Source organism: Parvularcula maris, from assembly GCF_024505085.1.
In the GTDB taxonomy this organism is placed as follows: Bacteria; Pseudomonadota; Alphaproteobacteria; order Caulobacterales; family Parvularculaceae; genus Parvularcula; species Parvularcula maris.
Genome location: NZ_JANIBC010000019.1, coordinates 1 through 26335 on the forward strand (window position 1 = coordinate 1; position 26335 = coordinate 26335).

Consider the following 26335-nt stretch of genomic DNA (forward strand, 5'->3'; position numbering starts at 1 on the left):
GACGGCGGTAGGACCATGCGTTGTACCTAGGAAAGGTGGCCGCCTACCGGCGTCCACCCTACGGAGAGGATCACCGCCCGCCCCTCCTTGCGGTATCTCGGCGGGGGCGCCATTTTCACCGAGCTGTTTCCGCTTCGAAAGGCCCTCATGCTCGCCTCCCGTCCTGACTTTATCATCGGCCATGACCGCGTGGCGCCTGGGACGCGGCAGGTCGTCGACCTGCCCCTGAGCCTCCTTGCCGATCACACGCAGATCCATATGGACGCGGAGGTTCTTCACGGAGAGAGGGGCGGCCCGGTCGCCTTCGTCAGTGCGGCGATCCACGGTGACGAGATCATCGGTGTGGAGATCGTTAGGCAACTGGCCCAGCGAATAGATATCCAAGACGTGTGCGGCACCGTCATTCTGGTTCCGGTGGTCAACACCTACGGTTTCATCAGCCTGTCGCGCTACCTGCCTGACCGGCGCGATCTCAACCGGAGCTTTCCGGGCACGGCGGGGGGTTCTCTGGCGTCGCAGCTCGCCCACACCTTCATGAAGGAGATCGTACGCCGGTCGGCGTTCGGTATCGACCTCCATTCCGGCGCCGTCCACCGGGAGAACCTGCCGCAGATCAGAGCCGACCTCGAAAGCGATGAGGTGCGGGCCATGGCCGAAGCCTTCGCCGCGCCGGTCATGCTGTCGTCCAAGCTAAGGGACGGCTCCCTTCGCGAGGCTGCCTGCGAGACGGGCTGCAACGTCCTGCTCTACGAGGCGGGCGAGGCCCTGCGGTTCGAAGGTCAGGCCGTCACCACCGGCGTGGAAGGGGTGCTCCGCGTGCTGAGCCATCGCGGCGTGCTGAAGGCCGCCCACCCTCCCAAGCCGGGGATGCCGAGCGCAGAGGCCATGTCGAGCTACTGGACCAGGGCCTCGATGGGCGGCCTCTTCCGAACGGCGAAGAAACTGGGTGAGCGGGTGGCCGAGGACGAGGTGATCGGGGCGATCTCCGACCCCTTGGGCAAGGTCAACCAGACCATCCGTGCACGCGAGGGCGGCATCGTCATCGGTCTTCTCAACATGCCCGTCGTGAACAGGGGCGACGCCCTGATGCATATCGCCACGTTGGATGCGGCGAGTTCGCTGTCGGCGGTTACGCGGGGGGCGCTGGAAGATGACCCGCTTTATGAGGGTATGGACAGCACGATCTAGCCGTCCCCCTCCTCCGCCGAGCAGGGGACGGTGTTGCCGGTGCTGCGCTTGTAGTCTGCACAAAGACGGGCGGCCTCGTCCTGCCTGTCCTCGGCGATGAGAAAGCCCGCATAGCCCTTCGTCGCTTCGCGGTCGTAGGGCGAGTCGTCGAGGGTGCGGCGGTACCAGCGCTCGGCGGCTTCCCGCCGCCCCGCTTCGAGGTCACGGCGAGCGATGCCGACGCCGAGCGGCGCCCGCCACTTCGCCACCTGCCGGCGGTCCACGCCGTAGGCCTCGCCCATGGCTTCGTAGCCCTCCACCATCAGCGCGTAGCCCTCATCGAACTCTCCGCGCAGATCATGGAGCTCGGACAGGTTGGTGAGCACTTTCCAGTCCTGCGGGTCCTGCTGCAGCGCTTTCTCATAGGCCTCGAAGGCTCCCGGCAGGTCCCGCTGGGCGGTCTTCACCAGTCCCAGCACCCGCCAGGCATCGGGGTCGCGGGGAGAGCTGCGCACGGCGCGTTCGGCGAGAAGTCTCGCCCGGCGCAGGGTCTCGCGCCCCTCCGGCGTGTCGATCAGGTCCTGCTGCAGCGCCGCGCTCATGCTCGTCACCCCCTCCCCTTCGAGACCCACCATGGCAGGCCAGCGCACCACGCGCTGCACCAGGGCCGCGGCGAGCCCCGCCTCCGCCCGAGGGTCGGGGCGGCGCTCGGCGAGGGCGCGTTCGTAGAGCTTGATGGCCGCCTCGTTGTCGGCCCTCGTCGCCTCCATGTAGCGGTCCGCGGCGACGGCGATGGTGCGGTCGGCCTCCGTCGGCTCGTCTCCGCCGAATACCCACAAACCGCCTGCCAGGAGCAGAACCACCGCCCCGGTGAGAGCTGCGATCCTCGGCAGCCGCCGGCCTGGCCGCGTTTCCGACCTAGTAGCCCGGTCCTCTCCAGCAGGCTCCGGCGCCACCATCAGGCGGTAGCCGCGCTTGGGCACCGTCTCGACCAGGCTTGGGTTCTTCGGCGCGTCGCCCAGGGCGCGGCGGAGCTTGAAGACGGCCCTGGTCAGCGTGTCCTCGCCCACCGTCACTTCCGGCCAGAGCTCGGCGAAGAGCCTGTCGCGGGAGACGACCTCCGTCCCGGCGCGAGCCAGCACGCAGAGAAGGTCCGCCACCTTCGGCTCGAGCTTCACCTCGGCTCCGTCGGCACCGGTCAGAACCCCGCGGGAGGGCTCCATCAGCCAGACGCCTAGGCGGAAGGGCGGCATATCGGTCGTCTTGTCCATCCTGCCCCGGCTAGCCTACCCGTCCTGCGAAACCTAGTATCTATGCGGTGGTCAGGAAAGCGTCAGGCCGAAAGGAGGGCTTCGTCATGGCGGTTGGGGGTTTCGTCGCGAAGGAGCGTAGGAGACCCATCGAAAGGACCCCGCATTTCATGTACCGCCGTTTCCTCGCCAGTCTCCTCTGCTGTTCCGTGACAGCCTGCGCCGCCGCCCCCGACGCAGGTTCACCCCTAGGGCAGCCGCCTGCCCTCCCCGACTATGCCTTCGCCGAGGGTGAGGCGGCGCTCTCCCCCGAGGAGCTGCGCGCCGATCTCGATCAGCTCTACCAGGGGCTTCAGGCCGCCCATTACGACCTTTATGCCCGCCAGTCGGAGGAGGCCTATGATCGCCTCTACAGCGAGCTTCGAGAGGCCCTGAACGTTCCGATGAAGCCGAGCGAGGCCCTGTTCGTGTTCCAGCGCTTCGCCGCCTTCGGCCACATTGCCCATGCCAGGGTCGAGGGAACCGGCGAGGTCTATGGCCGCTACCGCGACGGGGGCGGCAAGGCGCTGTCGATCTATCCGCGTATCCGGGACGGGCGTGTCTTCGTGACACAGAGCTACACCGACGGGGTAGCACCAGGGGATGAGATCCTCGCGATCAACGGTGAACCGATGAGCGTCTGGATCGAGCGGCTCAGCCGCAACGTCTCCGCCGACAACGACTATCTAGCGGCCACACTTCTCGAGCTGACCTTTCCGATGAACCTTCTGACCGAGACCGGTCCTGTCGGCAGCATGACCCTGAGTGTCAGAAGCGAGAGCGGCGACACGAAGGACATCGTCGCGGCTACCATCGACGCGGAGACCCAGGCGGCACGGATTGCGGAAGCCGACGATCCCTGGTTCACCTTCAACGGCTATGCGCGGAAGGCGGAGATGCTGGAAGGCGGGGTCGCCTATCTTCAGCCCGGCCCCTTCTACGGCATCGAGAACCCGCAGAACCCCTGGGACCCGTCCGCTTTCCACGCCTTCATCGACGAGAGTTTCGAGACCTTTCTAGAAGCGGATGCCGAGGCGCTCCTGATCGACCTCCGTCAGAACCCTGGCGGCGACAACTCGTTCTCGGACCACATGATAGCCTGGTTCGCCGACGAGCCCTTCAAGTTCGCCAGCAGCTTCGCCATCCGCTCAAGCGAGCAGTCGATGGCTTCGAACCAGGCACGGATCGATCTCAACCCCGGCTCCGAAGAAGGTATCAGCGGCGATCTGGCCCGCGGCTACGAGGCGACGCCCTTCGGCGAGACCTTCACCTTCGACCTACCCTTCGCAAGACCGCGCCGGGGTAGCCAGTTCGAGGGGCCGGTCTTCGTGCTGGTGGACCGCTACAGCTTCTCCAACGCGGTCAACGTGGCCGCGCTGGTGCAGGATTACGGGTTTGCGGAGGTGATGGGCGAGGAGACGTCGGACCTCGCCACCACCTACGGCGCGATGGAGACCTTCACCCTCGACCATTCAGGACTCACCGTCGGCTACCCCAAAGCCATGATCGTCAGGGCTTCGGGCGATTTGAGCGACCGCGGCGTCGTACCTGACACCTTCATCCGAGGCCCCAACTTCGCAACCTCCGACGTCGTCCTGGAGAGGACCGTCGAGGTCATCCGGCAGCGGATGGAGTAGCGTCCCGCGCTCAAGGCCGGGTCTGGCCGCTCCCCCGGACCCGGTACTTGAAAGTGGTGAGCTGTTCGAGACCCACCGGCCCCCGCGCATGGACCTTGCCGGTGGCGATGCCGATCTCGGCGCCCATGCCGAACTCGCCACCATCGGCGAACTGGGTCGAGGCGTTCTGCACCACGATGGCCGAGTCGATCTCCGAAGCGAAGCGGTCGAGGACGGCCTCGTCCGTCGCCAAGACGGCGTCGGTGTGACCGGAGCTGTAACGCTGTACCCACGCGATAGCTTCGTCGGGACCGGAGACGGTGCGCACGGAGAGGATCGCATCGAGATACTCCGTACCCCAGTCCTCCTCGGTAGCCGCGCCGATGCGAGCATCGGCCTTCACCGCAAGCTCGTCCCCGCGAACCTCGCAGTCTCCCAGCTCATCGAGGAGCTTCGGAAGGAACGCGCCCGCCACGGCCTCGTCCACCACGAGGCTCTCAGTTGCTCCGCACACGCCGGTACGGCGGAGCTTGGCGTTGGTGACGATGCTCGCCGCCTGATCGAGATCCGCAGAGGCGTGGACATAGGTGTGACAGTTGCCGTCGAGATGGAGAAGCGTCGGCACGCGCGCCTGGTCGCGCACGAGGCTGACGAGCCCCTTGCCGCCCCTGGGAATGACAAGGTCCACATACTCGGTGGCGCGGAGAAGCGCACCGACCGCCGCACGGTCGGTGGTGCCGACGGTCTGGACGCAGGCCTCGGGCAATCCCGCCTCACGTAGTCCCTCGGCAAGGCAGCCTACGATGATCTCCGTGGACCGACGGCTTTCCGAGCCGCCGCGCAGGATCACGGCGTTGCCGGATTTCAGGCACAGCGCCCCGGCATCGGCGCCCACATTGGGGCGGCTCTCATAGATCATGCCGATCACGCCGATGGGCACGGCGACGCGGTCGATCTTGAGGCCGTTGGGCCGGTCGATGCTGGCCAGCACCCGGCCTACGGGATCGGGAAGCTCCGCGATCTGATCAAGAGCCTCGGCGATCCCCTCGACCCTAGCCTCGTCCAGCATCAATCGGTCGATGAAGCTCTCCGGCTTGCCGGCGGCCCTCACATCCGCCACATCGTCGGCGTTCGCCGCGACGAGTTCCGCCGTCGCCTTTCGAAGCGAAGCGGCGGCGGCGCGGATGGCCTGGTTCTTCTGTTCGGTAGTGGCGGAAGCGAGTTTGCGCGCAGCCTCGCGGGCAGCGGCGCCCCGCTCCGCAATCAATTCTTCTGCTCGTGTTTCGTGGCTCATCGGTCGGTCGTCCAGCATTCTATCCTCATTCTGTTCAAGTCGTTCTCGTCGGGCAGCATTCAGCGAAGCTCGACGGCGCGGTTGTAGGCGGCGCGTACGGCCGAGCGCAGGCGGTCCTCCAGGACCCCGCCCTCTCCCATCGCGGTCAGGCCGGCCTGGGTGGTGCCGTTGGGGCTGGTCACGTCGTCCCTCAGTTCGGCGAAGGGACGCTGGTCCTCTAAAGCCATGGCGGCGGTTCCGGCCACGGTGCCGAGCACGAGCTCCCTTGAAGTGGCTTCGTCGAAGCCCGCCTCGCGAGCGGCGTCCTGATAGGCCCGCAGCAGCTCGAACACGTAGCCTGGCCCCGAGCCCGCAACAGCGGTGAAGCGGTCGATGCCGTCCTCATCCTCGACCCAGACGAAGCGCCCGGCGGCGGCGGCGAAATTCTCCGCCAGCTCTTTCTGCTCGGCGTTGATACGGTCCTCGGCGTAAAGAGCGCTAACGCCCTGACCGACGGCGGCGGGAAGGTTCGGCATGATGCGGATGACCGGCGCCCCGCCCGCGGCAGTAGAGACGGTGCTCGCCGAGGTTCCGGCCGCCATGGACAGGACGAACCCATCAGGCTCGAGATACTCCGCATAGGATGGAAGCACCTGCCCTAGAAGCTGCGGCTTCACCGCCGCGACCATAAGGTCGAAGCACTGACCGTCTAGCTCGCTCGGCCCCTCCACATGGGCGACGTCCAGGGACGGCGGACCGGCGGGATCGGCCACGACGAACGCCGGACCGTCAGGAGACAGCCAGCGGGAAAGCAGGGCACCGCCCATCTTGCCGCATCCCACCATCAGCACCCTAGGCTGATTTCTATCAGTATACTGTTTGTCAACATTCATAGCATGCAGATAACGTAGATCACGCCCGATATCAACCTCATCAACAGCGTTGATGTAGAGAAAGAAAGCAGTAATAAACTAACTGTCCACACATGCTCTTCAGCTGGCCGTTAGTAAGCTGAATACGTTGCAACTGCGCTCTCGATCACGAATACGTTATTAAACAATGTTTTTCATCTGCTCATGTTGCAATGCGTCATCGCATGCCTACACCTGTTCGTAGCAGGAGAGGAATTATGTCAGTAAACGAACAAAAGCGTATTGTCATCAAGGTCGGCTCGGGTCTTCTGGTTTCAGAGGAGGACCTCAATGTCCGCTACGCGTTTCTGTTCGGCCTTCTGGAGGACATCGCCAGCTTGAGAGCGAAGGGGCATGAAGTCGTCCTCGTCTCGTCTGGCGCTGCCGCGGTGGGGCTCAAGGCGATGGGTGTACGTCCCAGCGAGGCGGGGGTGGCGGACAAGCAGGCCGCAGCGGCCTGCGGGCAGCCGCTCCTCATGGCTGCCTACAAGGCCGTGGCGTCCGAGTTCGACCTGAGCATCGCCCAGGTGCTGCTGACCTCGGACGATATGGAGAACCGGCGCCGGTTCCTGAACACCAAGAACACGCTGGACCGCCTTCTCGACCGCGGCCTGCTGCCGATCGTCAACGAGAACGACACGGTCACCACCGAGGAGATCAGGGTCGGCGACAACGACCGGCTCGCAGCGAAGGTTGCCCAGATGATCCAGGCCCAGGCCTTCATCATGCTGACCGGCGTCGAGGGCCTCTACGACCGCAACCCCGACGACGAAGATGCGCGCTTCGTGGAGGAGGTGTCCGACGTCTCCGAGTATATCGAGGCGACGAAATCGAAGTCCGCTCTCGGCTCGGGCGGTATGCTGACCAAGATGATGGCGGCCAACATGGCTCAGAACGGGGGTGTCGAGACCTACATCGCCAGCGGCATTCTAGAGAGGCCCGTGACATCCGTTCTGGAGAACGAGCGGCGCTACACCCGCTGCACGGCGCATGGCGACCCGGCTTCGGCCTGGCGGGTCTGGCTGGCCGACAGGCTCAACATGGCCGGCAGCATCACCCTGTCCAAGGACGGGGCCAAAGCGGTGCGCGAGGGCAAGATCGGCGTCAGGGCCGAGGACATTCAGTCCGTGCACGGTGAGTGGGCCAAGGGCGACGTCCTCCACGTCTACGACGAGGACGGAGAAGAGTGCGCCCGAGGGCTTACCAACTACTCGTCCAACGAGGTCGTGCTTCTCGCCAAACGCACGGGCCGCGCGGTCGAGGAGGTGCTCGGCTACCACAGTAATGCCGATGTGATCGACGCAGGCAACCTCGTTATCCTGGAGGAGCACCACCTCCCCTGGGCCGTGCCCGAAGAAGAAGCCACGGCGATCGAGGTCTAAGGCTTATTCGGCGGTCTGAAGCTGCGCCGGGCAGGTGCCGGTTTCTGCCGCCACGGTAACTTGGCCGTAGGGTGCGAGACCCTCGTCTTGATCGAGGAACGCGGCGGTGACGCCGTTGGTCCAGCCGAAACCGTCTTGGGTGGGGTACTCCCCTCCCCCGCCCTCGCGTTCGGTCAGAACGTCGTACTTCTCGACCAGCTTGCCGCTTTCACAGAAACCCCTGGCCACCGTCCGTACCCAGCGCTCGGCGATCTCCCTCGCCAGGTCATCATGCCCGTAGCGGCGTAGCCCCTGTACCGCGATCCACTGCATCGGAGCCCAGCCATTAGGCGCGTCCCACTGCTGCCCTGTGGTGAGCGTCGTGGTCAGAAGCCCCCCCTGGACCAGAAGCTCCTCGCCCACAGCCGCAGCCACGCCCTCGGCTTGCTCCTCCGAAGCGATGCCAAAGAACAGGGGGTAGGCCGTCGCCGCGGTGATCTGGCCGGTCGGTGCGCTGGCGGTGAGGTCGTAGTCGGCGAAGTAGCCTTCCTCCTCCGACCAGAAGCGGGACCGGACGGCCTCGCCCCTCAGCTTGGCTTTGTCGGCATAGTCAGCGGCACACTCGTCATCTTCGAGGACTCGGCATCCCCGCGAGATGGCCTCCTCCAGCCCGTAGAGGAGGCTGTTGAGATCCACCGGCAGAAGCTCGGTCGTGCGGATGGTTTCGAGCCCTCCGCCCTCCGCGAACCAGCGGGAGGAGAAGTCCCAACCGCTCTCCGCCGCCGCCCGCAGCTCACGGTAGACTTCGCTTGCGGGACGATCCGTCTCGCTCGCGGTCTCGACGTCGTAGACGTAGCTTTCGTCTCTAGGCGTATCTTTCGCGTCCCAGTAGCGGGCTAGGGACGCTCCGTCTTCGAGCGCTACGACCCGGCCGCCGCCGGTCCAGAACGCGTGCTCCTTCTTCAGCGGCTCGATATAGTCGGCAAACGCCTCTTCGGGCCGATCGCTCAACAGGCTGACGATCAGAAAGAAGAAAGGCGGCTGCGAGCGGGACAGGTAGTAGGTGCGGTTGGCGTTCGGCACGAAACCGTAGCGCTCGATCAACCCGGCAAAATTGTCCGCGATCGACCGTTTGAGGTCTTCGTCGTCGAGGCCCAGAAGGGTGAAGTAGCTGTCCCAGTAGTAGACCTCCCTGAACCTTCCGCCCGGAACGATGTACCGGTTCTGGAGCGGCAGGAGCGAGCTTCCAGGGGCCGCCGCCCTGACCTCCCGCGTCAGCGCAGGCCAGAGGAGGTCGATATGCTCCGTCAGCGTGCGGTTTGGCGGAAGGTCCGGCACCTCCCCCACCGCACGCGGCGGGGCGAAATAGTTCTGGGTGAAGGTGAGGAGCGCCGCGCCCTCCAGCGGTCCGGCCTCTTCATAGGCTCTCAGTATCTCCGAAGGGGCAGCGCGCGGTCTCAAATCGACCCAGTCTTTCGGTTCGTAGAGGCGAGCTTCGGCGACATCTACGAAAAGCTCGCCGTAAAGCTCTGCAGGCGATGGAGGAAGCTGCTCCGCAAGGGGTTTTTCGGCAATGCTCTGCGCCATGAAGACTAGCGAAAGAAGCGAAATGATCATGCGTCGACACCCTCATTCTGCGAGGCGAAGCGTTGCGACAGCTTCGCTCTCAACTTGCCGTCCGTATCCTGGAGACCGAGTTTCGTTCGGCGGAAGAGAACGTCATCGGCTCTCGTGACGAACTCGGAACGGCGGAGGTGGTCGAGCTCGGCTTCGTAGAGCCCGCAGCCGAGATGCTCTCCCAAACCCTCCAAGGAGGAGGCGTCTCTCAGTATATCCGGCAGCATCGTGCCGTAGGCTGAGATCAACCGGTCCAAGTTGGGCGCTTTCATAAAGGCGTACCTGGCGCTCATCTCATCCCGGAAGGCGGGGAAGTCCTCGAACCGAACCTCCCCTCCAGGAAGGCTTGCGGAGGATGTCCAAGGTGCACCAGCATGGGGAAGGAAGGAGGAGAGCTCGGCCAGGGCGTGCTCGGCCAGCTTGCGGTAGGTGGTCAGCTTGCCGCCATAGACCGAAAGAAGCGGCGCGCCGCCATCCGCATCGTCGATGTCGAAAGCGTAGTCCCTGGTGACCGTGGACACGTCCTCCCTGGACAGATCGTCGTAGAGCGGCCTCACCCCTGAATAGGTGGAGAGGATATCGTCCCGCGTGCAGGGGGCGGCGAAGTACTCGTTGGCCAGAGCTAGAAGATAGTCCGTCTCGTCGTCGCTGATCGCCACCTCGGCGGGGTCGCCCTGATAGGCGACATCGGTCGTACCGATCAGGGTGGCGCCGTTCAGATAGGGGATCGCGAAGATGATGCGGTTGTCAGCGCTTTGAAGGATATAGGCCCGGTCGTCAGCGAAGCGCGGCGTCACCACGATATGGCTTCCCTTGACCAGCCTGATCTTCTTGCGCGGCTTGAGAGGGGCCAGCCCGTCGAAGAGGTCGGTCACCCAAGGCCCGGCCGCATTGACCACCGCCCTGGCCCTCACCTCATATGGCGCACCGCTTTCCGGCTGCATGGTGAGCTGCCAAACGCCCTCGGCGCGACGACCGGCGGTCATTCTGGTACGGGTGTGGATATCGGCGCCCTTCGCACGTGCATCCATCGCGTTCACGGCAACAAGGCGTGCATCGTCGGCGAAACAGTCCGAATACTCGAACCCTTTGGTAAAGCTGTCTTTGAGCGGAGCGCCGTAGGGGCTGTTCGACAGGTTCAGGGTCTTCGTCGGAGGGAGGAGCTTTCTGCCGCCCAGGTGATCGTAGAGAAAGAGCCCGGTGCGGAGCATCCAAGCCGGTCGCAATCCCTTGTGGTAGGGCAGCACGAAGCGCAGGGGCCTGATGAGATGGGGCGCGGCCTGAAGCAGCACCTCCCGCTCGATCAGGCTCTCCCTGACGAGCCGAAACTCTTTATGTTCGAGGTAGCGCAGGCCTCCATGGATGAGCTTGCTCGACCAGGACGATGTGTGGCTGGCGAGATCGTCACGCTCGCACAGATAGACCGAGAGCCCCCGTCCGGCGGCATCACGGGCGATGCCCGCGCCGTTGATGCCGCCTCCGACGACGACCAGATCATAGAGGTCGGTCATGTCTGATCCCCACTCTCTTGTCTCATGGACAGCGGCGCACCGCAGGAATCGCGGATGATGAGCTTGGCGGGAAGCATCTCCCCCTTGGGCTTCTCTCCCTGGAGCATGGCCATGATCTTTGCCGTCATGAGCTGCGCGCCTTCTGCAATATTCTGTCTCACCGTCGTCAGTGCAGGATGCATATGGGCCGCCATGGCCACGTCGTCGAACCCTACCACGGCCACATCGTCCGGTATCCTGGCCCCCGCCGCCTGGAGGTTGGCCATGGCCGCCATGGCGATCATGTCGCTGGCCGCGAAGATGGCGTCGAAGTGACGCCCGAACCTGTCGAGACCCACCGTCACCGTGCGGGCGCCGTCTATATCGAAGGGAGCGTTGATGCGAAGGGCGTCGCCGGGCTCCATTCCCGCCTCACGCAGGGCGGCGCAGTAGCCTTCGTAGCGCTCCTCGATCTCAGGCAGGGTGCAGTCGCCCAAGAAAGCGATCTGCCTCCGGCCCAGAGCGATCAGATGGCGAGCGGCGAGGTAGCCGCCGCGCACATTGTCGGTGCCGATCACGCAGCCCTCGTCGCGCCTCCCGCCAGCGCCCCAGGTCACCACGATCCGGTTGTCACGGGCGAACTCGGCGATCTCCTCACGGTGACGGCCCTGGCCGACGAAGATGACACCGTCCGCCCTCCCCCCCAAAAAGGCGCAGCCCGGACGGACCTCGGACCATGGCGGTGAGGTCGACAGGAGAACGTCGTAGTCATGGGTGGAGAGAGCGTCGATCAGCTCGGCCACCATGTCCACGAAGAACGGGTCCGAGACCCGCTGCAGCGTCCCACGCTCGATGGGGAAGAGCACCTCGATCGTCCGTGTCTGGCCTAAAGCCAGGTTGCGGGCGTGCTCGTTCACCGCGTATTTGGTGCTGCGCGCCAACTCGAGGATGCGGAGCCTGGTATGCTCGGCGACGAGCTGACTGCCCGCCAAGGCCCGCGACACGGTGGATTCGGACACGCCCGCCATGCGGGCGATGTCCCGCATGGTGATCTGTGTCCGGTCCTTGGCCGCGGTCTTCGACATCAGCTCAGCCAGGCCGCCAGCCCCCCATGGGGAGGAAACACGATGGACGCTTCGTCCTCGTCATGCCGGAGGTCTTCGGTCACCAGCTCGCTGGTCTGCGGCAGCATATCCTTTGCAAGCCGCACCTCCTCGCCTGAGAGGTTGAAGACGAAGAGAGCGGAGCTGTTGCCTGCCCTTCTCTCGAAGCCGAGTAGCGGCGGGGCGAGGTCGAGGAAGGACATGGATCCCTCGCTCAGCGCAGGGCTGCCGCGCCGGGTCGCGATGAACCGCTTGGTGACGTGGAAGACCGAGTTCGGATCGTCGACCTGCCGGTCCGCCGCCTTTTCGGCGTGACGCTCATCGACGCGCATCCAGGGCTTTCCGCCAGAGAAGCCAGCATGTTCCGCATCAGCCTGCCAGGGCATGGGGGTTCTTGCGCCGTCCCGGCCCAGATCTTCCGGCCAGAAACGTTTCGATTCAGGGTCGAGAAGATCCTCGTAGCGAAGCTTCGCCTGCGGAAGACCGAGCTCGTCGCCCTGGTAGAGGAAGATCGTACCGCGCAGCGAGAGAAGGAGGATGACAAGCTGCTTCGCAAGCTCCTCGTCATCGCCGCCGGCGCTCCACCTGCTGACAGCTCGGCGTACGTCGTGGTTCGAAATGGACCAGGAGGGCCAGGCGCCCGAACGGTTGTAGGGTTCGAGCGAGCTGCGGATCACATCGGGCGTGAGCTTCGGCGCACGAAGCAGGGAGAAGCTGTAGGCCGTATGGTAGCGCACCTCCCCTTCGGTGTACTGAATGGCGCGCTCGAGGGGCGAGGTGCTGTCGATCTCCGCCACGGACATCTTGTCGGGGTAGCTGTCCAGGACTTCGCGCAGCCGTTCGGCGAAGGCCAGCGCTTCGGGGCGGGAGCGCTCGTAGAGGTGCTGCTGGAACTGGCCGGGACGGCCGTGCCCGACGGTGCCCACGGGCGGGTTGTCGCGCAGGTCCTGATCGTGAGCGACATAGTTCGCGACATCGAGGCGGAAGCCGTCCACCCCCCGATCGAGCCAGAAACGCGCGACATCGAGGACCGCTTCCTGAACCTCGGGGTTGTGGAAGTTGAGATCCGGCTGCTCGCTGAGGAAGTTGTGCAGGTAGTACTGACGCCGCCTCGCATCCCAGGTCCAGGCCGATCCGCCGAACACGGAGAGCCAGTTCGTAGGCGGCGTACCGTCGGGTTTGGCATCGGCCCAGACATACCAGTCGGCCTTGGGATTGTCCCGGCTCTTACGGCTCTCCTCGAACCAGGCATGCTGGTCGGAGGTATGGGAGTAGACCTGGTCGATGATGATCTTCAGCCCAAGCGAATGCGCCGTGCCGAGTAGCTCGTCGAAGTCCTGAAGCGTGCCGAACATCGGGTCCACGTCGCAGTAGTCCGCCACATCGTAGCCGTAATCCGCCATCGGGGACTTGAAGAAGGGAGACAGCCATACTCCGTCCACCCCCAGCTTGGCGAGGTAGGGCAGCTTCTCCGTGATCCCCGGCAGGTCGCCGATACCGTCGCCGCCAGTGTCGCGGAAGCTTCGCGGGTAGATCTGATAGAGGACGCCGCCGCGCCACCAGGACTGTGCCATCCTTACCTCCTAGCGGAACCAATAGACGATGAGGGCCACCGCGAGAAGCAGGCAGGCGGCCTGAACACGGTAGTTCTGCCAGAACGGCAGCCCGCGCAGCTCGGCGCTCTCCTCCTTGAGGAGCGAGGGACGCCAGAGAAGCGGGGCGGTCTTGACCGGGTCCGGCGCCTGGGTCGCCAGGCTGACCCCGACGATCGCCGCCGCTGCAACGATGAAGAGGATCGGCGCCGAGTAGAGGAAGTGAAGCTGGATCACGCTCGCCACCTCGATCAGAAGAAACGCGACCACCCCGACCAGTAGGCCGACCATCGCGCCTGCGAAGCCGCCCTCGGCATTGGCTCGGCTCCAGAAGGTGCCCATCAGGAACAAGGCCACCACAGGCGGCACGGCATAGGAGAACATGACCTGGATATAGGAGAAGATCGAGCGGAAGCTGGAGATGAAGGGCGCCCAGAGGACCGCGAAGAGAAGAAAGCCCGCCATCACATAGCGCCCCACGGCGGAAAGCTGCTGGCTGGTGAGGTGAGGACGGCTCGGCCTGACGAAGTCCATCGTCACCATGGTGGAGGCCGAGTTCAGGGCCGAATCGATCTGCGACATGATCGCCGCAAGGAAACCGGCCAGCGTCAGTCCGAGAAGCCCGGTTGGCAGAAGATCGAACATCAGCGTGGGGAAGACCAGGTCCGCTCTCGGCAGCTCAGGATAGAGAAGGATCGCCATGGTGCCGGGCAGCACCATGATGAAGAGCGGCAGCAGCTTGAGAAAGCCGGCGAACAAAGCGCCCCACCGCCCGTGATTTACGCTCTTCGCCGCCAAGGCCCGCTGCACGATGGCCTGGTTGGTGGCCCAGTAGTAGAAACCCAGGAGCGGAACGCCGGTCAGAAGGCCCGGCCAGGGGATGCCCTCGTCGCCGGGCGGCCTGATCAGGCTCAGCTTCTCCTTCGGCACGGCGTCAAGCACGGCACCGATCCCGCCAACCTCGTTGAGGGCGATGGCGGTGATGGTCAGTGAGCCGATGAGAAGAAGGATCGTCTGCACCGCATCGGTGAACATCACCGCTCGAAGCCCCCCAGTCAGGGTATAGAACCCAGCGATCAGCGCCAGGACGGTCATGGTCTGCCATAGGGGAACGTCGGGCAACAGAAGCTTGAGCACGAGCGCGCCAGCGAAGAGCGAGCCCGCCGTCTCCACCGCGACGCTGAGAAAAAGAGAGAGCAGGGTGAAGTAGACCCGTACCCGGCCGTCATAACGGCGACCCAGGAACTCGGGCATGGTGAAGACCTGCTGGCGCAGGATGAGGGGCAGGAAGAAGACGGCGAACACCACCAGGATCACCGCTGCCATCCACTCATAGGCGTAGACAGAGATACCCGTCGCGTAGGCGTCTCCCGACAGCCCGACCAGGGTCGTGGAGGAGATGTTCGAGGCGAAGAGCGACAGCCCGATGAACGGCCACACCATGTTCCGTCCAGCGAGGAAGTAGTCGTCCGCCCCCTTGGTTCGCCTCGACAGGTAGAGGCCGAGCGTGATCATCCCGATGAAGTAGACACCGATGATCGTTAGATCGAGCACGGAGAGGTTGATGTTCACCAGCGGCCCTACCCTTCGCTCCGTTCGCGGAGACTAGCTGTTCGCCCTACTTTGTCTGATCGTGCCGTCATCTGCAACCGCTTGCACAGCTTTTCGTCATCCGAGTGCGCCGCGGAACCATCGCTACCCGTTCCCCTGTAGCGTTCCAGTATATCGTACCCTTAGCAGCATGATCCATGCTGACTTGCAAAACTTGCAAGCGCTTGCATAACAGTTCTGTCAGGCATAGCCTCTTTCCAAGGCCTGATCCGCAGGTCGCTAATACATAGGGAAGGTTGGTTATGCGGCAGCAATACAGACACACGGCTCGTGCGCTTTTGTGCAGTGCAGTATCTTCGCTTGTGCTCACGCAACATGCGGCGGCGCAGGATAGCGATCGGGAGGACAGCGACTTCGACGAGATCGTCGTCACCGGCTCCGCCAGAGGGGTCTCGCAGTTCGAGTCCTCCATCGCCGTCACCACCTTCGACGAAGAGGACATCCGCGCTGAAGCGCCGCTGACGATCACCGATCTCTACGCTTCCTCGCCGGGTATCTGGGCCGAGACGTCGGGCGGCGAGGCGGCTGCGAACGTCTTCGTCCGCGGCATCCCGGCGCCGGGCCAGTACCGTTTCACCAAGCTGCAGATCGACGGCATGCCGTCCTTCGAAGAGAGCGGCCTGCCCTTCACCCCCCCTGAAAGCTTCATCAAGCTCGATGAGATGATCTCGCGGGCGGAAGTCATCCGCGGCGGTACGGCGACCATTTTCGCCTCGAACGCGGCGGGCGGCATCGTCAACAACATCACCAAGAAGGGCTCCGACGTACCCGAAGGGTTCCTCGGCTATGAGTGGGGCAATTTCGGCCACCACCGGGTCGATGGCTACTATGCCGGGCCGATCACGGATGACTGGTCCTTTGCGGCGGGCGGATTCTACCGCATCTCCGACGGTGTCCGCGATCCTGGCTTCACTGGCAATGAGGGCGGTCAGTTCAGGATCAACCTCACTAGGCGGGGCGTCGACAGTGAGCTGAACATCTACGCCCACGCCGTCAACGACCGGACGATCTTCTACCTACCGATCCCCCTTGGTCTGGACTCGGATGGCGACCTCACCTCCATTCCCGGCTTCGATGCCAATTTCGACACGCTCACCAGCAACGACGTGGCGCGGGCGGGTATCGTGGTCCCCGGCGGGATCAACAACCCCGACCTCACCGATGGTATCCACACGGAGGCCTTCTCCTTCGGCGGTAACTACGAGCGGGAGATCGGTGCCTGGACGCTGCGCAACAATGCCCGCTATGTGGACGGCGACGTCGTCTTCAACGCGATCTTCTCGCTCAGCTCACCGGAATCGGCTGCCGACTTCCTCGATGGCGCGCTGGAGAGTGCACAGGAAGCCTTCGAGGGTACGGACCGGCTCGCCCTTCGTTTCCTGGGAGACGGCGCGGGGACGGAGTCGACTTTCAACCTCGCAGGCAACAACGGCAACGGTCTCGTCATCCAAAGCGGCTGGTGGAACCAGGAGACCTCGGTCCAGAACTTCATGAACGATCTGCGGCTGTCGAGGGGCTTCGAAGCCGCCGGCGACCACACCGTCAGCTTCGGCGCCTATGGCAGCTTCGCCAGCTACGCTTCGTTCTGGAACTTCAACGACATCCTGCAGGAAGTCGCCGGCTCGCCGCGCGGTCTCGAAGTCTTCGCGGTGGACGATGACGGCGAGGAAGGGGCCGAAGTCGTCGGTGCGGTCACCCAGAACTCCTTCATTCAGTACGGGGACTTCTACCGCAACTACGAGGCGGACGTCCGTGTTCTGGCGATCTACGGCACCGATGAGTGGCAGGTGACCCCCGCCCTGCGCCTCGATGCGGGCTTCCGTTTCGAACAGCTCCGCATCGACGGCAATGCCGAGCGTCTGGCCAGCTTCGACCTGTCGGACGAGAACCCCTTCGTCGCCACCACGGGCATCGAGACCCTGGCCGACGACAATGTCACCTTCGGCTCGGGCATCTTCGATCCGTTCGAGGAGACCTATGAGGAGTTCGCCTGGTCGGTGGGCTTCAACTACACGCTGACGGACGAGATCGCGTTCTACGGCCGTGCCAACGACGCCTTCAGAACGCCGGACCCGAACGATCTCGCCGCCAACCCGGCAGCCTCCGGCGCCCTGCCGGTCAACGACATCTTCCAGGCCGAGGGCGGTGTCAAAATCGACACGCCCTGGGTCAGGGCCTTCGCCACGGTGTTCTACTCGGACTTCACCGACCAGATCTTCTCCGATCCGGTGCTGGACGAGACGGGCAGCGCGGTCGAAGCCCAGGTGCTCCTGGCCTCCGAGACCATCGGCCTCGAGGCCGAACTCGACATCGGACCGTTCGCAGGCTTCGGCGGCACGATCCGCGCCACCATCCAGGACCCGGAGATCGAGAGCTTCGAAGTCGTCGGCGGCGGTTTCGGTGTGGTCGGTGAGGACTTCGTCGGCAACGACATTCAGAGGATCGCCGACAGGATCTTCATCTTCCGGCCCACCTACGAGTTCGATATGCCGGAGTTCAACGGCAGTATCTACACGGAGATCACGCGGATCGGCGACCGCTTCTCCAACAACACCAACACGGTGCTGCTGCCTGCCTACACCACTCTCGGTGCGGGGATGCTGCTCAATTTCGGTGACGGCCTCGAGCTGACCGTGGCAGCCGACAATCTCACGAACACCATCGGTGTACAGGAAGGCAATCCGCGTACCGATGCTTTCCTTCAGACAGGCGACGTGTCGGTGGCGACCTTCGCCAGGCCGATCCTCGGCCGGAACGTCCGCGTCAAGCTGGGCTACCGCTTCTAGCGCCAGCCCCGCAACCACCTCCCCCGACTGGGCGGCCCTCCGGGGTCGCCCTTTTTTACGCGAGGGGCGAGTGGCGGCGCTTCCTGCCGTTCACGATCCTCTTTGGAACCTGGTCGTATCCTTTGCAAACAGACGGAGACATCAGCGCAGGTGGCTCCTCCCCCTCAGCCTACCGGCAGCTCCCCCTCGGGGAGGGGGAGCGAAGAAGTAAGCGACGTTCGTTCTGCTTCCCTCCCCTACGCAGTGGGGGGTGCCCGAAGGGCGGAGGGGGCTGCTACGNAAGTAAGCGACGTTCGTTCTGCTTCCCTCCCCTACGCAGTGGGGGGTGCCCGAAGGGCGGAGGGGGCTGCTACGTTTGTACAGGACACAAACGCCTTTTATGAGGCCCACTAGTACGGCTCACCAGTAGAGGAGAAGAGAAGCAGCGCAGAAATATCCGGCAATTCAACTAGTTCACAGCACTGTTTATCTCAGCTCGTATCTTGGCTAACCTGCGAAGCCTTCCCCGGCAGTCATCGCGGGAAGGTGTACCGATTGGGATCAAGCGTTGCGCAGTGTAAAGAATATCCGTTCCTTTGATCGTGAGGCAGAGAACGCAGCGCTGCAGTCCGAGTTCTGCATCATTGGAGCAGGCGCTGCCGGGCAGACGGTAGCGAGACATCTTGCCTATCATGGCCGCGAGGTCGTCCTGGTCGAGAGCGGTCTAAACGACTTCGACGCCAATACGCAGGAGCTCGCCGATGGCGATCAAACCGCAGGCTCCCACAACTACTACCCCCTGCGTGACGCGCGCCTAAGGCTCTATGGCGGCAGCACCGCGATCTGGGGAGGGCGCTGCGCAGCGCTCGACCCCATCGACTATGAGCGCCGTCCCTGGGTGCCGTACTCCGGCTGGCCAGTCACCTACGAAGAGATAAGGCCGTACACGAAAGAAGCGTTTCGTCGGCTGGGTGTCGTTCCGGCCTCGAGCCTGTCGGACCTCGGACTAGATGCCAGCCTCGACGCTAGTCTCATAGACCAGCCTCTTTGGGCCTTCGACGACCGAGCAGAGCGCTTCACGAGCACCGCCGATGAGTTGGCTGGCCTCGGCGTCGAGATCGTCATGGGGGCATCGCTGACCAGTCTTGACGTGTCGGAGAACGGAACCGTCGGGTCCGCCGTCTTCCGTAACTTTCAGCATGCTGCCCTCACTGTCAGGGCACGGCACTACGTCCTGGCTACCGGCGGTATCGAGAACGCACGGCTCCTTCTGGCGGCTGCCCCGGCGAGGCCGGACGGGCTGGGCAATGGGCGCGGCCTCGTCGGGCGGTACTTCATGGAGCACCCCCATGCCCGGATCGGTGAGGTCGTGCCCAGCGAGAAGACCAAGATTGGCGCCGGCTCGCTCCTCCGTCTCTTCCCCAAATATATCTTCCGGAACAAACAGCGATACGCTCCCGCCTTGCGCCCGTCGGAGGCAGCACAGAGGGAGCGCGGCCTACTGAACACCGCGGCGACCATCGCCCTACGGAGGAGGGAGGGACAGCCCCAGGCGCGCCACCAACGTCTGATCGCCTCTGCCAAGCACGGTCTCCCTGCGACCAAGCTGTTCCGGCGTACCTACCACTCCCTCAAGCAGGCCAGCCTGCACGTCTCCGCTGCGACCTACCCAAGGCCCCAGGCCGGCCGGTACGCGCGCAAGCAGAACACCCACGGTCTCTTCGTCGTAGCGCGCGCCGAACAAGCGCCGAACCCGGACAGCCGTGTGCTTCTGTCCCGCGATACCGATCGGTTCGGCATGAGGAAGGCGCGGTTGGACTGGCGCTTGTCGGAGATCGACAAACACTCTGCACGGGGACTGGTAGAGTGCCTCGACCAGGCACTTCGTGGCATGGGAGCCGGAACCGCGCTGCCCTCCCCCTGGCTGGACGACCCTGACACGCTCTGGAAGAACGACCCCCTTGTCAGCAGTCACGCCATCGGCGGCTACCACCATATGGGCACCACCAGAATGGCAGCCACCCCGTCGGAAGGGGTGGTGGATGCGAACGGCAAGCTTTTCGAAAGCCCGAACCTCTATCTTGCTGGCTCTTCGGTCTTTCCCACCGGCGGCTGGGCCAACCCGACACTGACGATCATCGCGCTCGCCCTGCGCCTCGGTGACCATCTGGCAGCACAAAGGTAAGTGGTACAGCTTCCGCGGCTCTAAGTCGGAGGGAGCGCCAATCATCCGTGTAGCATCATTTCATATGTACGGCTACACACTGTTCAGGGTCTCCCACCCATCACTCGTCATCGAGGCTTTCTTCGAGCGCGCTCTTTAGCCAGGCCCGCGTCGCCCGCCAGGACCGCTCCACCGTGGAAGGCGACGTGCCCAGAACCTCCGCGGCTTCGGATATACTCAGACCACCGAAATAGCGCAGCTCGACCAGATGAGCTCGGTCCGCGTCGATCACCTTCAGCCTGATGAGGGCCTCGTCGAGCCGTACCAACGCGGCGTTGCCTTCGGCGAAGACTCCGTCATCCGTTCTCAGGGTCAGGCGCTGACCACTTCGTTTTTCGGCGTTACGTTTGCGCGCCCGGTCGATCAAGACACGGCGCATAGCCCTTGCAGCGAGGCTCTTCAGGTGAAGCGGATCGTCCACCACGAGACGCTCCGCTCCGAGAAGCCGGGCTATCGCTTCTCCGACCAGGTCGTGGGTATGGAGGCTGACGTGACGTTCGTCCTGACGCAGAAGGTAGGAGGCCAGTGCCGCCAGCTCAGCGTGGATGTCCTCGAACATCCAGCCTTCGACCTCGGCGCCCTCCATGGGCTCTTCCCGCTCCCCGTCCACAGCGACCTCCCCTGCCCGGTCGTCGAGACTTAACATAAAAGAAGCGGCGCTCCAGCCTCGGCATGGTCCGAGAGCCCCGACGGTGCCCACGGCCATCTGAACCAGCTCGGTAGAGATGGCTGAGACCACCCTTCGTCCATTTTTCGTAAAATCGTTCAACTGCGCAGTGCTGTTGTGTCTTCCCTCCCCAGCCCTATCATCGACTGCAAAAAGGCCTGCGTACCATAAAAACAAAAGCTTTGGAGGAAATGAGATGTCCCTGACCAGGAGAGTGTTTTTGTTCCTAGCTGTGCTGGTTCTTATGAACGGTATGGCAGAAGCCAAGTTCGGACGTGACCGAGGCGAGCCGTTCGATCGCGATCCCGTCATCTTCGTTCATGGAGGTTCCGGATCGGCGTCGCAGTTCTCCGCCCAAGCCCAACGCTTCGCTTCCAACGGGTATCCCGACGCCTGGCTGGCAGCGGTCGAGTACGACAGCGGCAACCTCGATTTCCCCGATGACCTGCCCGTGGTCTTTGCCGAACTCGATGCCGTCATCACCGCGCTGCAGGAGGAGACCGGCCGGGAGCAGGTGGTGCTGATGGGCCACTCGCGCGGCACCACGGTCAGTCAGGCCTATCTCGAAGATCCGGCGCGGGCCGCTAATGTCTCGTCCTACGTCAATATTGACGGGCGGCCCGCCGAGGCGCTTCCCGGCGGCGTTCCCACCCTCGCCCTTTGGGCGGGCGCGGTCGACCGCGAGGTGCCGCGTGTCGTCGTGGGGGGTGTCAACGTGACCGTTCCGGACCAAGAGCATATCGAGGTCGCGGTCTCCGAAGAGAGCTTTGCGGAGATTTACCGGTTCATCAATGGTGAGGAGCCGAAGACGACAAAGGTGATCCCTCAGTTCGGACGCCGCTTCGAGATCGAGGGCAAAGCTGTGATCTTTCCCGACAATGTCGGTGTCGATGGCGCGACAGTGGAAATCTACCGCGTGAGCCCGTTCAGTGGGCGGCGCATCGGTCGCCAGGTCGCAAGCTTTTCGATCGACGAGACCGGCGACTTCGGACCTTTCCGCGCGAAGCCGTTCCGCTACTACGAGTTCGTGATCGTCCGTGAAGGTGAGCGGGACCATCACTTCTTCTACGAGCCGTTCCGCCGCTCGGACCGTTTCGTGCGCCTCAACACCTCTCGGCCAGGCGAGGGCATCAGCGCCTTCATTCCCACCAGTCCTGCGAGCGTCGCCATCAACGTCAACCGCAATGTCGAGTACTGGGGTGACCGGGGCGGCCTTAACGACAGCCTGCTGATCGACAGCGCAGAGGTCATCAACGAGGCCACGGCACCGTCCGGTTTCGTTGGTGCACCGAGCACGATCTTTGCCTTCGACGAAGGGCTCGACGGCGTAAGCAATGTCGAGATGGTGCCCTTCCCCTTTCCCTTCATCGCGTTTCTAGCGGCGACGGACCTCTTCGTGGAGGCGGATGCCGACGCACCGCTCTCCATCATCTCGCGCCCGCGCTTCGATAGCCGCACGCGGTTCGTAACGGCCCGCAAGCTGCCCTCTGATGGGGCAAGGGTGACGATCCAGCTTCGAGACTACTAAGAAGCCCCTGCCATGGTCCCGGCGGGGGCCATGGCGCTCCTTTACGTCTTAAGCTCTGAGCCTCGTAGGTTCCCACCGGAACGCAGGGCGTACCGCTTGTCGCCAGAGCTGCTGCGGCCCGGCATACGCAGCTTTCAGATGGAAGGTTGCAAGCCTGCGCCTGAGTTCTCTAGAACATACCCTCTGTTCGAACTCGCTTTTTCAGCGACAGAGCCATTGCCAGGAGCCTTCGATGCCTTTCCTCCTCAACCTTCTTCTCGCCACTGCCGCTCAGGCTCCTGCGGACTACACTGAACCTGACCACTGGCTCTGCTATCCCGGCCGCGAAGATATCTGTACGGAGGACCTCTCCGCCACCGTGATCGAAGCCGACGGCGAGACGTCCGTCGTCGATTTTCCTACAGCGAGGGACCCTGAGGTGGACTGCTTCTACGTCTACCCGACGGTCTCCGGCGACCCCTCGCCCATGAGCGACCTCGAAGCGGACGAGACCGAGGAAGGGGTGACGAGGACGCAGTTCGCCCCCTTCAGAACGGTCTGCAGGACCTTCGCGCCCGTCTACCGGCAGGTCTCCATCCAGGGGCTTCGGCAGCTCTTCGCCGGGTCGAACAAGGGCATCAACCCGGCCATGGCTTACGGCGACGTGGCGGCTGCGTTCGCCTACTACCTGGAAAACGAGAACGACGGGCGCCCCTTCGTGCTCGTCGGTCACAGTCAGGGAACGAACATCCTCACCAGCCTCATCGCCCGAGAGATCGACGGCAAGCCGGTCCAGGAGCGGATGCTCTCCGCCATGCTGATCGGCTTCAACGTCGCTGTGGATGAGAGCGGGGATCGGGGGTCCTTCAAGAACTTGGCTCCGTGCAAGGACGAGCGGGAAACGGGCTGTGTCATCTCCTACGTCTCGTTCAAGAGCGACGCCCCGCCGCCCCAGGATGCCCGCTTCGGCCGGCCCGCGGAGGAAGGGACGGAGGTGCTCTGCACCAACCCCGGCGATCTCGGCGGGAGCGGCCCGGCGGCGCTCGACGCGATCCTTCCCGCGGCAGCCTACGGGACCAGCGGACGCCCGCCCGCCCCATGGGTCAAGGGTCAGGAAATCAAGACGCCCTTCGTCAAAGTGCCAGGGCTCATCTCAGGTAGCTGTATGAAAGAGGACGGGGCGAGCTTCTTGTTGATCTCGGTCGATGCCGACCCGGACGATCCGCGAACCGACGATATCGGCGGCGAGGTGCAGGTCGCAGGAACCATCCTCAGAAGCTGGGGGCTGCACCTTCACGATGTCGGTCTTGCCCAGGGCGACCTGATCGGCCTGGTGGAGAGCCAGGCCGCGGCCTACCGGGCGAAAGACTGAGGGGGCTTAAGGCTCACCGGGCCGCTGCGTCCCTCGCATAGGTCCGGGCGCTCATCGCGAAGCACGCCGCCGCCAGGATGTAGAACAGCGAGATGAACAGCATGGACCACTCCGTGCTGTTCGCATTGGCGTAGTTGCACAGCGCGAACTGCGCCTCGCTGACTGGCGCATCGAGACTAGCGAGCACACGGCTGGTCTCAGCGGCGGATAGTGCGCCGTCGGCAGCGCGGCCTGCGGCGTTCACCGCTTCCTGGGCCGCATCGCACATCTGCCTCGTCACGTCCTGCGCTGGTGAACGCGACACGATGGCGCCAAAGCGTGCATCGGAGACGATCCCGGCAAAGAGCGGCCCGAGGCCGTAGCCGATGAGGTTGACCACGAAGAGAAGAAGCGCGATCGAGGTGGCGCGCACCCGAGGCGAGGCCACACCCTGTCCGATCGTGTACTGAGCGGCTAGGTAGCCGTACTTCAGAAAACCGCCAGCCATCAGCCCCGCGAGGCACAACCAGACGGTCTCCGTCGTGAAGGCGACGAGGTAGAACGGGACGGAGACCGCGAGCCCCGCCGCCGCGAGCCAGGCGATGGCCGCCTTGTTTCTTCTGGTGAGCTTCTCCGCCAGCCAGCCGAGAAGGAACGTCCCGACGGCAGCGGAAAGTGCTGCGGGGGCACTGAAATTGACCGCGGCGCTGCCCGCCGAGACATCGAACGTGCGCTGGATGTAGAGGGAGAGAAAGTTGCTGATCCCGTAGCCGCAAAAGGCCGAGATCGTCGCCCCCGCCGTCATCCACCAGTAGGAAGGCTTGGAGGCGAGCTCCCGAACGGCATCGGCTATGCTGGCCCGCTCCTTTCGCTCCGTTCCCGGCGGATCGGAGTAGCCTCGCGGCACCTCCCGAACCGTCAGTTTGAGGAGGACAGCCACCAGGACGCCGGGCAGGCCCAGTACGACGAACGCAGTCCGCCAGTCGAAGAGGTCGGTGATCGGCCCGCCGATGAGGTAGGAGAGCGCCGTGCCGATGGTCACGCCCATGGCGTAGTAGCCCAGGGCGGTGGACCGCTTCTCCGGCGGGTAGTAGTCCGCGATGAGAGAGTTCGCAGGCGGCGTGCACCCCGCCTCGCCGATCCCCACCCCGACGCGGAAGGTCAGCAGCATCCAGAAGGCACCGATAGTGGTCGAGCCAATGACGATGTCCGTGGATAGCCCGCACAGCGCGGTCATCAACGACCAGGCGGCGAGGCTCGCCGCCATGATCCACACCCGGTGGTGCCGCTCGGCCAGCCGCGCGATCGGCAGGCCGACGACCGTGTAGAGGAGCGCGAAGCCGAAACCGCTTAAAAGACCGAAGGCCGTATCGCCGATCCCCAGCTCCGCCTTGAGAGGCCGCGCCACCACCGCGAGAAGCGATCTGTCCACGAAGTTCAGCACGTAGATGACGAGGAGAACCGTCAGTACATAGCTTCGGTAGCGGACAGAGCCGTAGCCGGTCCCCTGCCCTGCCGGACTGGCTGCGCCTTGGCTCATCTCTTCACCCTGAGAACCTGTCTCAGTGCCCCTCGCCGTTTCGTTCCCATGCACTCCCTTTCACCGCTTCAGAGGCCTGGAGCAGCATCGTTGTTTGTTGTCAGACCAGCTTTTCGTATACCCAGTCCGATAGTCTAGGCAGACCTACGCAGCTTCTTCCTTGCCAAGATCGATGAAGCGCTGGAGGTGGTAGTCCTCATCGCCGAGCTCGTGGCCGATCATGATCAGGCGCTTGGCGTAGTGCGAGACGGCGAACTCCCACGTCATGCCAATGCCGCCATGCATCTGGATCGCCTCTTCCGCCAGGAGGGAGCCGTTCTTGCCCAGCGTCACCTTGGCGGCGGAGGCGGCGCGCAGCGCGGCGTTACCGCCCTCCTCCAGGCCCACGGCGGCGTTGATGGCCGCGGAGTGAGCCTGCTCCACCTCGAGCGCCATGGTGCCCATGCGGTGCTGAAGGGCCTGGAACTTGCCGATGGGAATGCCGAACTGCTTGCGCTCGCGTAAGTACTCGACCGTCTTGTCACGGAGGACCTGCATGATCGCGTAGCCCTCCCAGGCGAGCGCCACGAGCCCCGCCGCCACGGCCTGATCCACGATTTGTGCTGCCTTAGCCTCCTCGCCGATGAGGGCGGCGGGGGTGTCCTTGAAGACGACCTCGCCCGCTTTTCCTCCGTCCACGACCGGGTAGCTCTGCACCGTGAGGCCGGGGGCACCCGCCTTCACGAGGAAGGTCGACAGCTCCGTCCCACTTCCCGCCATCACCACAAAAAGGTCCGCCTCGTCTGCGAAGGACACGACCCCCTTGGCGCCGGTGAGCTTGTAGCCATCGCCCGCCTTCTCGGCCCGGACGGGCTCGGCGGCGCGACCATCGGGGCCTTGGGCAGGCTCGTGGGCGAAGGTCAGGAGCTTCTCGCCGCCGACCACCTCCTCGATGACCGCCGTCTCGCCTGCGGCCTCCAGCACCTTGCCGGCCATCAGCGTGCCGAGGAACGGCCCCATGGCGAGGCCGCGGCCGATCTCGCCGAACACCACGGCGATGTCGAAGGCCGAGCCGCCATAGCCGCCCGCCTCCTCGGTGAACATCGCGCCCACCGCGCCTAGCTCCACGAGCCCGTCATAGGCCTCGCGCGACCAGCCTTCGGGGCTCGCGAGAGCCTTGAGGCGCGCCTCGCTGCCGAACTTGTCGGCGAGGTAGCGTCCGAGGGAGTTGGCGAGCAGTTCCCGCTCCGTACCAAGAGAGAAGTCCATCGC

18 protein-coding genes are annotated in these 26335 nt (G+C 64.3%); 7 read left to right on the top strand and 11 right to left on the bottom strand.

The window, feature by feature from the left end; genetic code table 11:
* Nucleotides 1–147: 147 nt before the first annotated feature.
* Complete coding sequence (locus NOG11_RS13785; RefSeq protein WP_256620373.1) at nucleotides 148–1188, top strand: succinylglutamate desuccinylase/aspartoacylase family protein; 1041 nt, start codon at nucleotides 148–150, stop codon at nucleotides 1186–1188.
* Here NOG11_RS13785 and NOG11_RS13790 read toward each other — a convergent pair.
* Nucleotides 1185–2438 (bottom strand): winged helix-turn-helix domain-containing protein, encoded by a 1254-nt coding sequence (locus NOG11_RS13790; RefSeq protein WP_256620374.1) that lies wholly within the window; start codon nucleotides 2436–2438, stop codon nucleotides 1185–1187. The genes NOG11_RS13785 and NOG11_RS13790 overlap by 4 nt on opposite strands.
* Before the next feature lie 149 nt (nucleotides 2439–2587).
* Between NOG11_RS13790 and NOG11_RS13795 the strand changes: the two genes are divergently transcribed.
* On the top strand, nucleotides 2588–4093 hold the full coding sequence (locus NOG11_RS13795) for a S41 family peptidase (protein ID WP_256620375.1): 1506 nt from the start codon (nucleotides 2588–2590) through the stop codon (nucleotides 4091–4093).
* A 10-nt stretch (nucleotides 4094–4103) separates the two neighbouring features.
* Here the strand turns inward: NOG11_RS13795 and NOG11_RS13800 are convergent, their stop codons facing one another.
* On the bottom strand, nucleotides 4104–5384 hold the full coding sequence (locus NOG11_RS13800; protein ID WP_256620376.1) for a glutamate-5-semialdehyde dehydrogenase: 1281 nt from the start codon (nucleotides 5382–5384) through the stop codon (nucleotides 4104–4106).
* 41 nt (nucleotides 5385–5425) lie between these two features.
* Entirely contained in the window at nucleotides 5426–6238 is an 813-nt protein-coding gene (locus NOG11_RS13805) for a pyrroline-5-carboxylate reductase family protein (RefSeq protein ID WP_256620377.1), read from the bottom strand.
* Nucleotides 6239–6474: 236 nt separating this feature from the next.
* On the opposite strand from NOG11_RS13805, the gene proB reads away from it, so the two are divergent.
* Complete coding sequence (gene proB / locus NOG11_RS13810; RefSeq protein WP_256620378.1) at nucleotides 6475–7638, top strand: glutamate 5-kinase; 1164 nt, start codon at nucleotides 6475–6477, stop codon at nucleotides 7636–7638.
* Nucleotides 7639–7641: 3 nt separating this feature from the next.
* Here proB and treF read toward each other — a convergent pair whose 3' ends face one another.
* The 5 genes from treF to NOG11_RS13835 are packed head-to-tail and all read right to left on the bottom strand — an operon-like array spanning nucleotide 7642 to nucleotide 14991.
* Entirely contained in the window at nucleotides 7642–9234 is a 1593-nt protein-coding gene (gene treF, locus NOG11_RS13815; RefSeq protein WP_256620379.1) for an alpha,alpha-trehalase TreF, read from the bottom strand.
* On the bottom strand, nucleotides 9231–10745 hold the full coding sequence (gene glpD, locus NOG11_RS13820; RefSeq protein WP_256620380.1) for a glycerol-3-phosphate dehydrogenase: 1515 nt from the start codon (nucleotides 10743–10745) through the stop codon (nucleotides 9231–9233). The genes treF and glpD overlap by 4 nt, the downstream gene beginning before the upstream one ends.
* Nucleotides 10742–11809: a LacI family DNA-binding transcriptional regulator gene (locus tag NOG11_RS13825; protein WP_256620381.1), complete on the bottom strand. Its 1068-nt coding sequence runs from the start codon at nucleotides 11807–11809 to the stop codon at nucleotides 10742–10744. The genes glpD and NOG11_RS13825 overlap by 4 nt, the downstream gene beginning before the upstream one ends.
* On the bottom strand, nucleotides 11809–13401 hold the full coding sequence (locus NOG11_RS13830) for an alpha-glucosidase (protein WP_256620383.1): 1593 nt from the start codon (nucleotides 13399–13401) through the stop codon (nucleotides 11809–11811). The genes NOG11_RS13825 and NOG11_RS13830 overlap by 1 nt, the downstream gene beginning before the upstream one ends.
* Nucleotides 13402–13410: 9 nt before the next feature.
* Entirely contained in the window at nucleotides 13411–14991 is a 1581-nt protein-coding gene (locus NOG11_RS13835) for a sodium:solute symporter (RefSeq protein ID WP_256620384.1), read from the bottom strand.
* Between the two features lie 341 nt (nucleotides 14992–15332).
* Here NOG11_RS13835 and NOG11_RS13840 point away from each other — a divergent pair, with 341 nt between their 5' ends.
* Together NOG11_RS13840 and NOG11_RS13845 are read left to right on the top strand one after the other, a co-directional pair.
* Nucleotides 15333–17816 carry a TonB-dependent receptor gene (locus NOG11_RS13840; RefSeq protein ID WP_256620385.1) on the top strand — a complete coding sequence of 828 codons (2484 nt, stop codon included), beginning with the start codon at nucleotides 15333–15335 and terminating at the stop codon, nucleotides 17814–17816.
* 547 nt (nucleotides 17817–18363) lie between these two features.
* A complete protein-coding gene (locus NOG11_RS13845; protein WP_256620386.1) occupies nucleotides 18364–19980 on the top strand; it encodes an FAD-dependent oxidoreductase in 1617 nt (538 codons plus the stop codon).
* A 100-nt stretch (nucleotides 19981–20080) separates the two neighbouring features.
* Here NOG11_RS13845 and NOG11_RS13850 read toward each other — a convergent pair whose 3' ends face one another.
* Entirely contained in the window at nucleotides 20081–20665 is a 585-nt protein-coding gene (locus NOG11_RS13850; protein WP_256620387.1) for an ECF-type sigma factor, read from the bottom strand.
* A gap of 274 nt (nucleotides 20666–20939) precedes the next feature.
* Here NOG11_RS13850 and NOG11_RS13855 point away from each other — a divergent pair, with 274 nt between their 5' ends.
* Both NOG11_RS13855 and NOG11_RS13860 read left to right on the top strand, forming a co-directional pair.
* The gene (locus tag NOG11_RS13855; protein ID WP_256620388.1) at nucleotides 20940–22214 is read left to right on the top strand and encodes an alpha/beta fold hydrolase; all 1275 of its coding nucleotides are present in this window, start codon (nucleotides 20940–20942) and stop codon (nucleotides 22212–22214) included.
* Between the two features lie 232 nt (nucleotides 22215–22446).
* Nucleotides 22447–23565, top strand: a complete 1119-nt coding sequence (locus tag NOG11_RS13860) for a DUF3089 domain-containing protein (protein WP_256620389.1) — start codon at nucleotides 22447–22449, stop codon at nucleotides 23563–23565.
* Nucleotides 23566–23578: 13 nt separating this feature from the next.
* Here NOG11_RS13860 and NOG11_RS13865 read toward each other — a convergent pair whose 3' ends face one another.
* A complete protein-coding gene (locus NOG11_RS13865; protein WP_256620390.1) occupies nucleotides 23579–25084 on the bottom strand; it encodes a spinster family MFS transporter in 1506 nt (501 codons plus the stop codon).
* A gap of 144 nt (nucleotides 25085–25228) precedes the next feature.
* Nucleotides 25229–26332 (bottom strand): acyl-CoA dehydrogenase family protein, encoded by a 1104-nt coding sequence (locus tag NOG11_RS13870; RefSeq protein ID WP_256620391.1) that lies wholly within the window; start codon nucleotides 26330–26332, stop codon nucleotides 25229–25231.
* Nucleotides 26333–26335 lie beyond the last annotated feature (3 nt).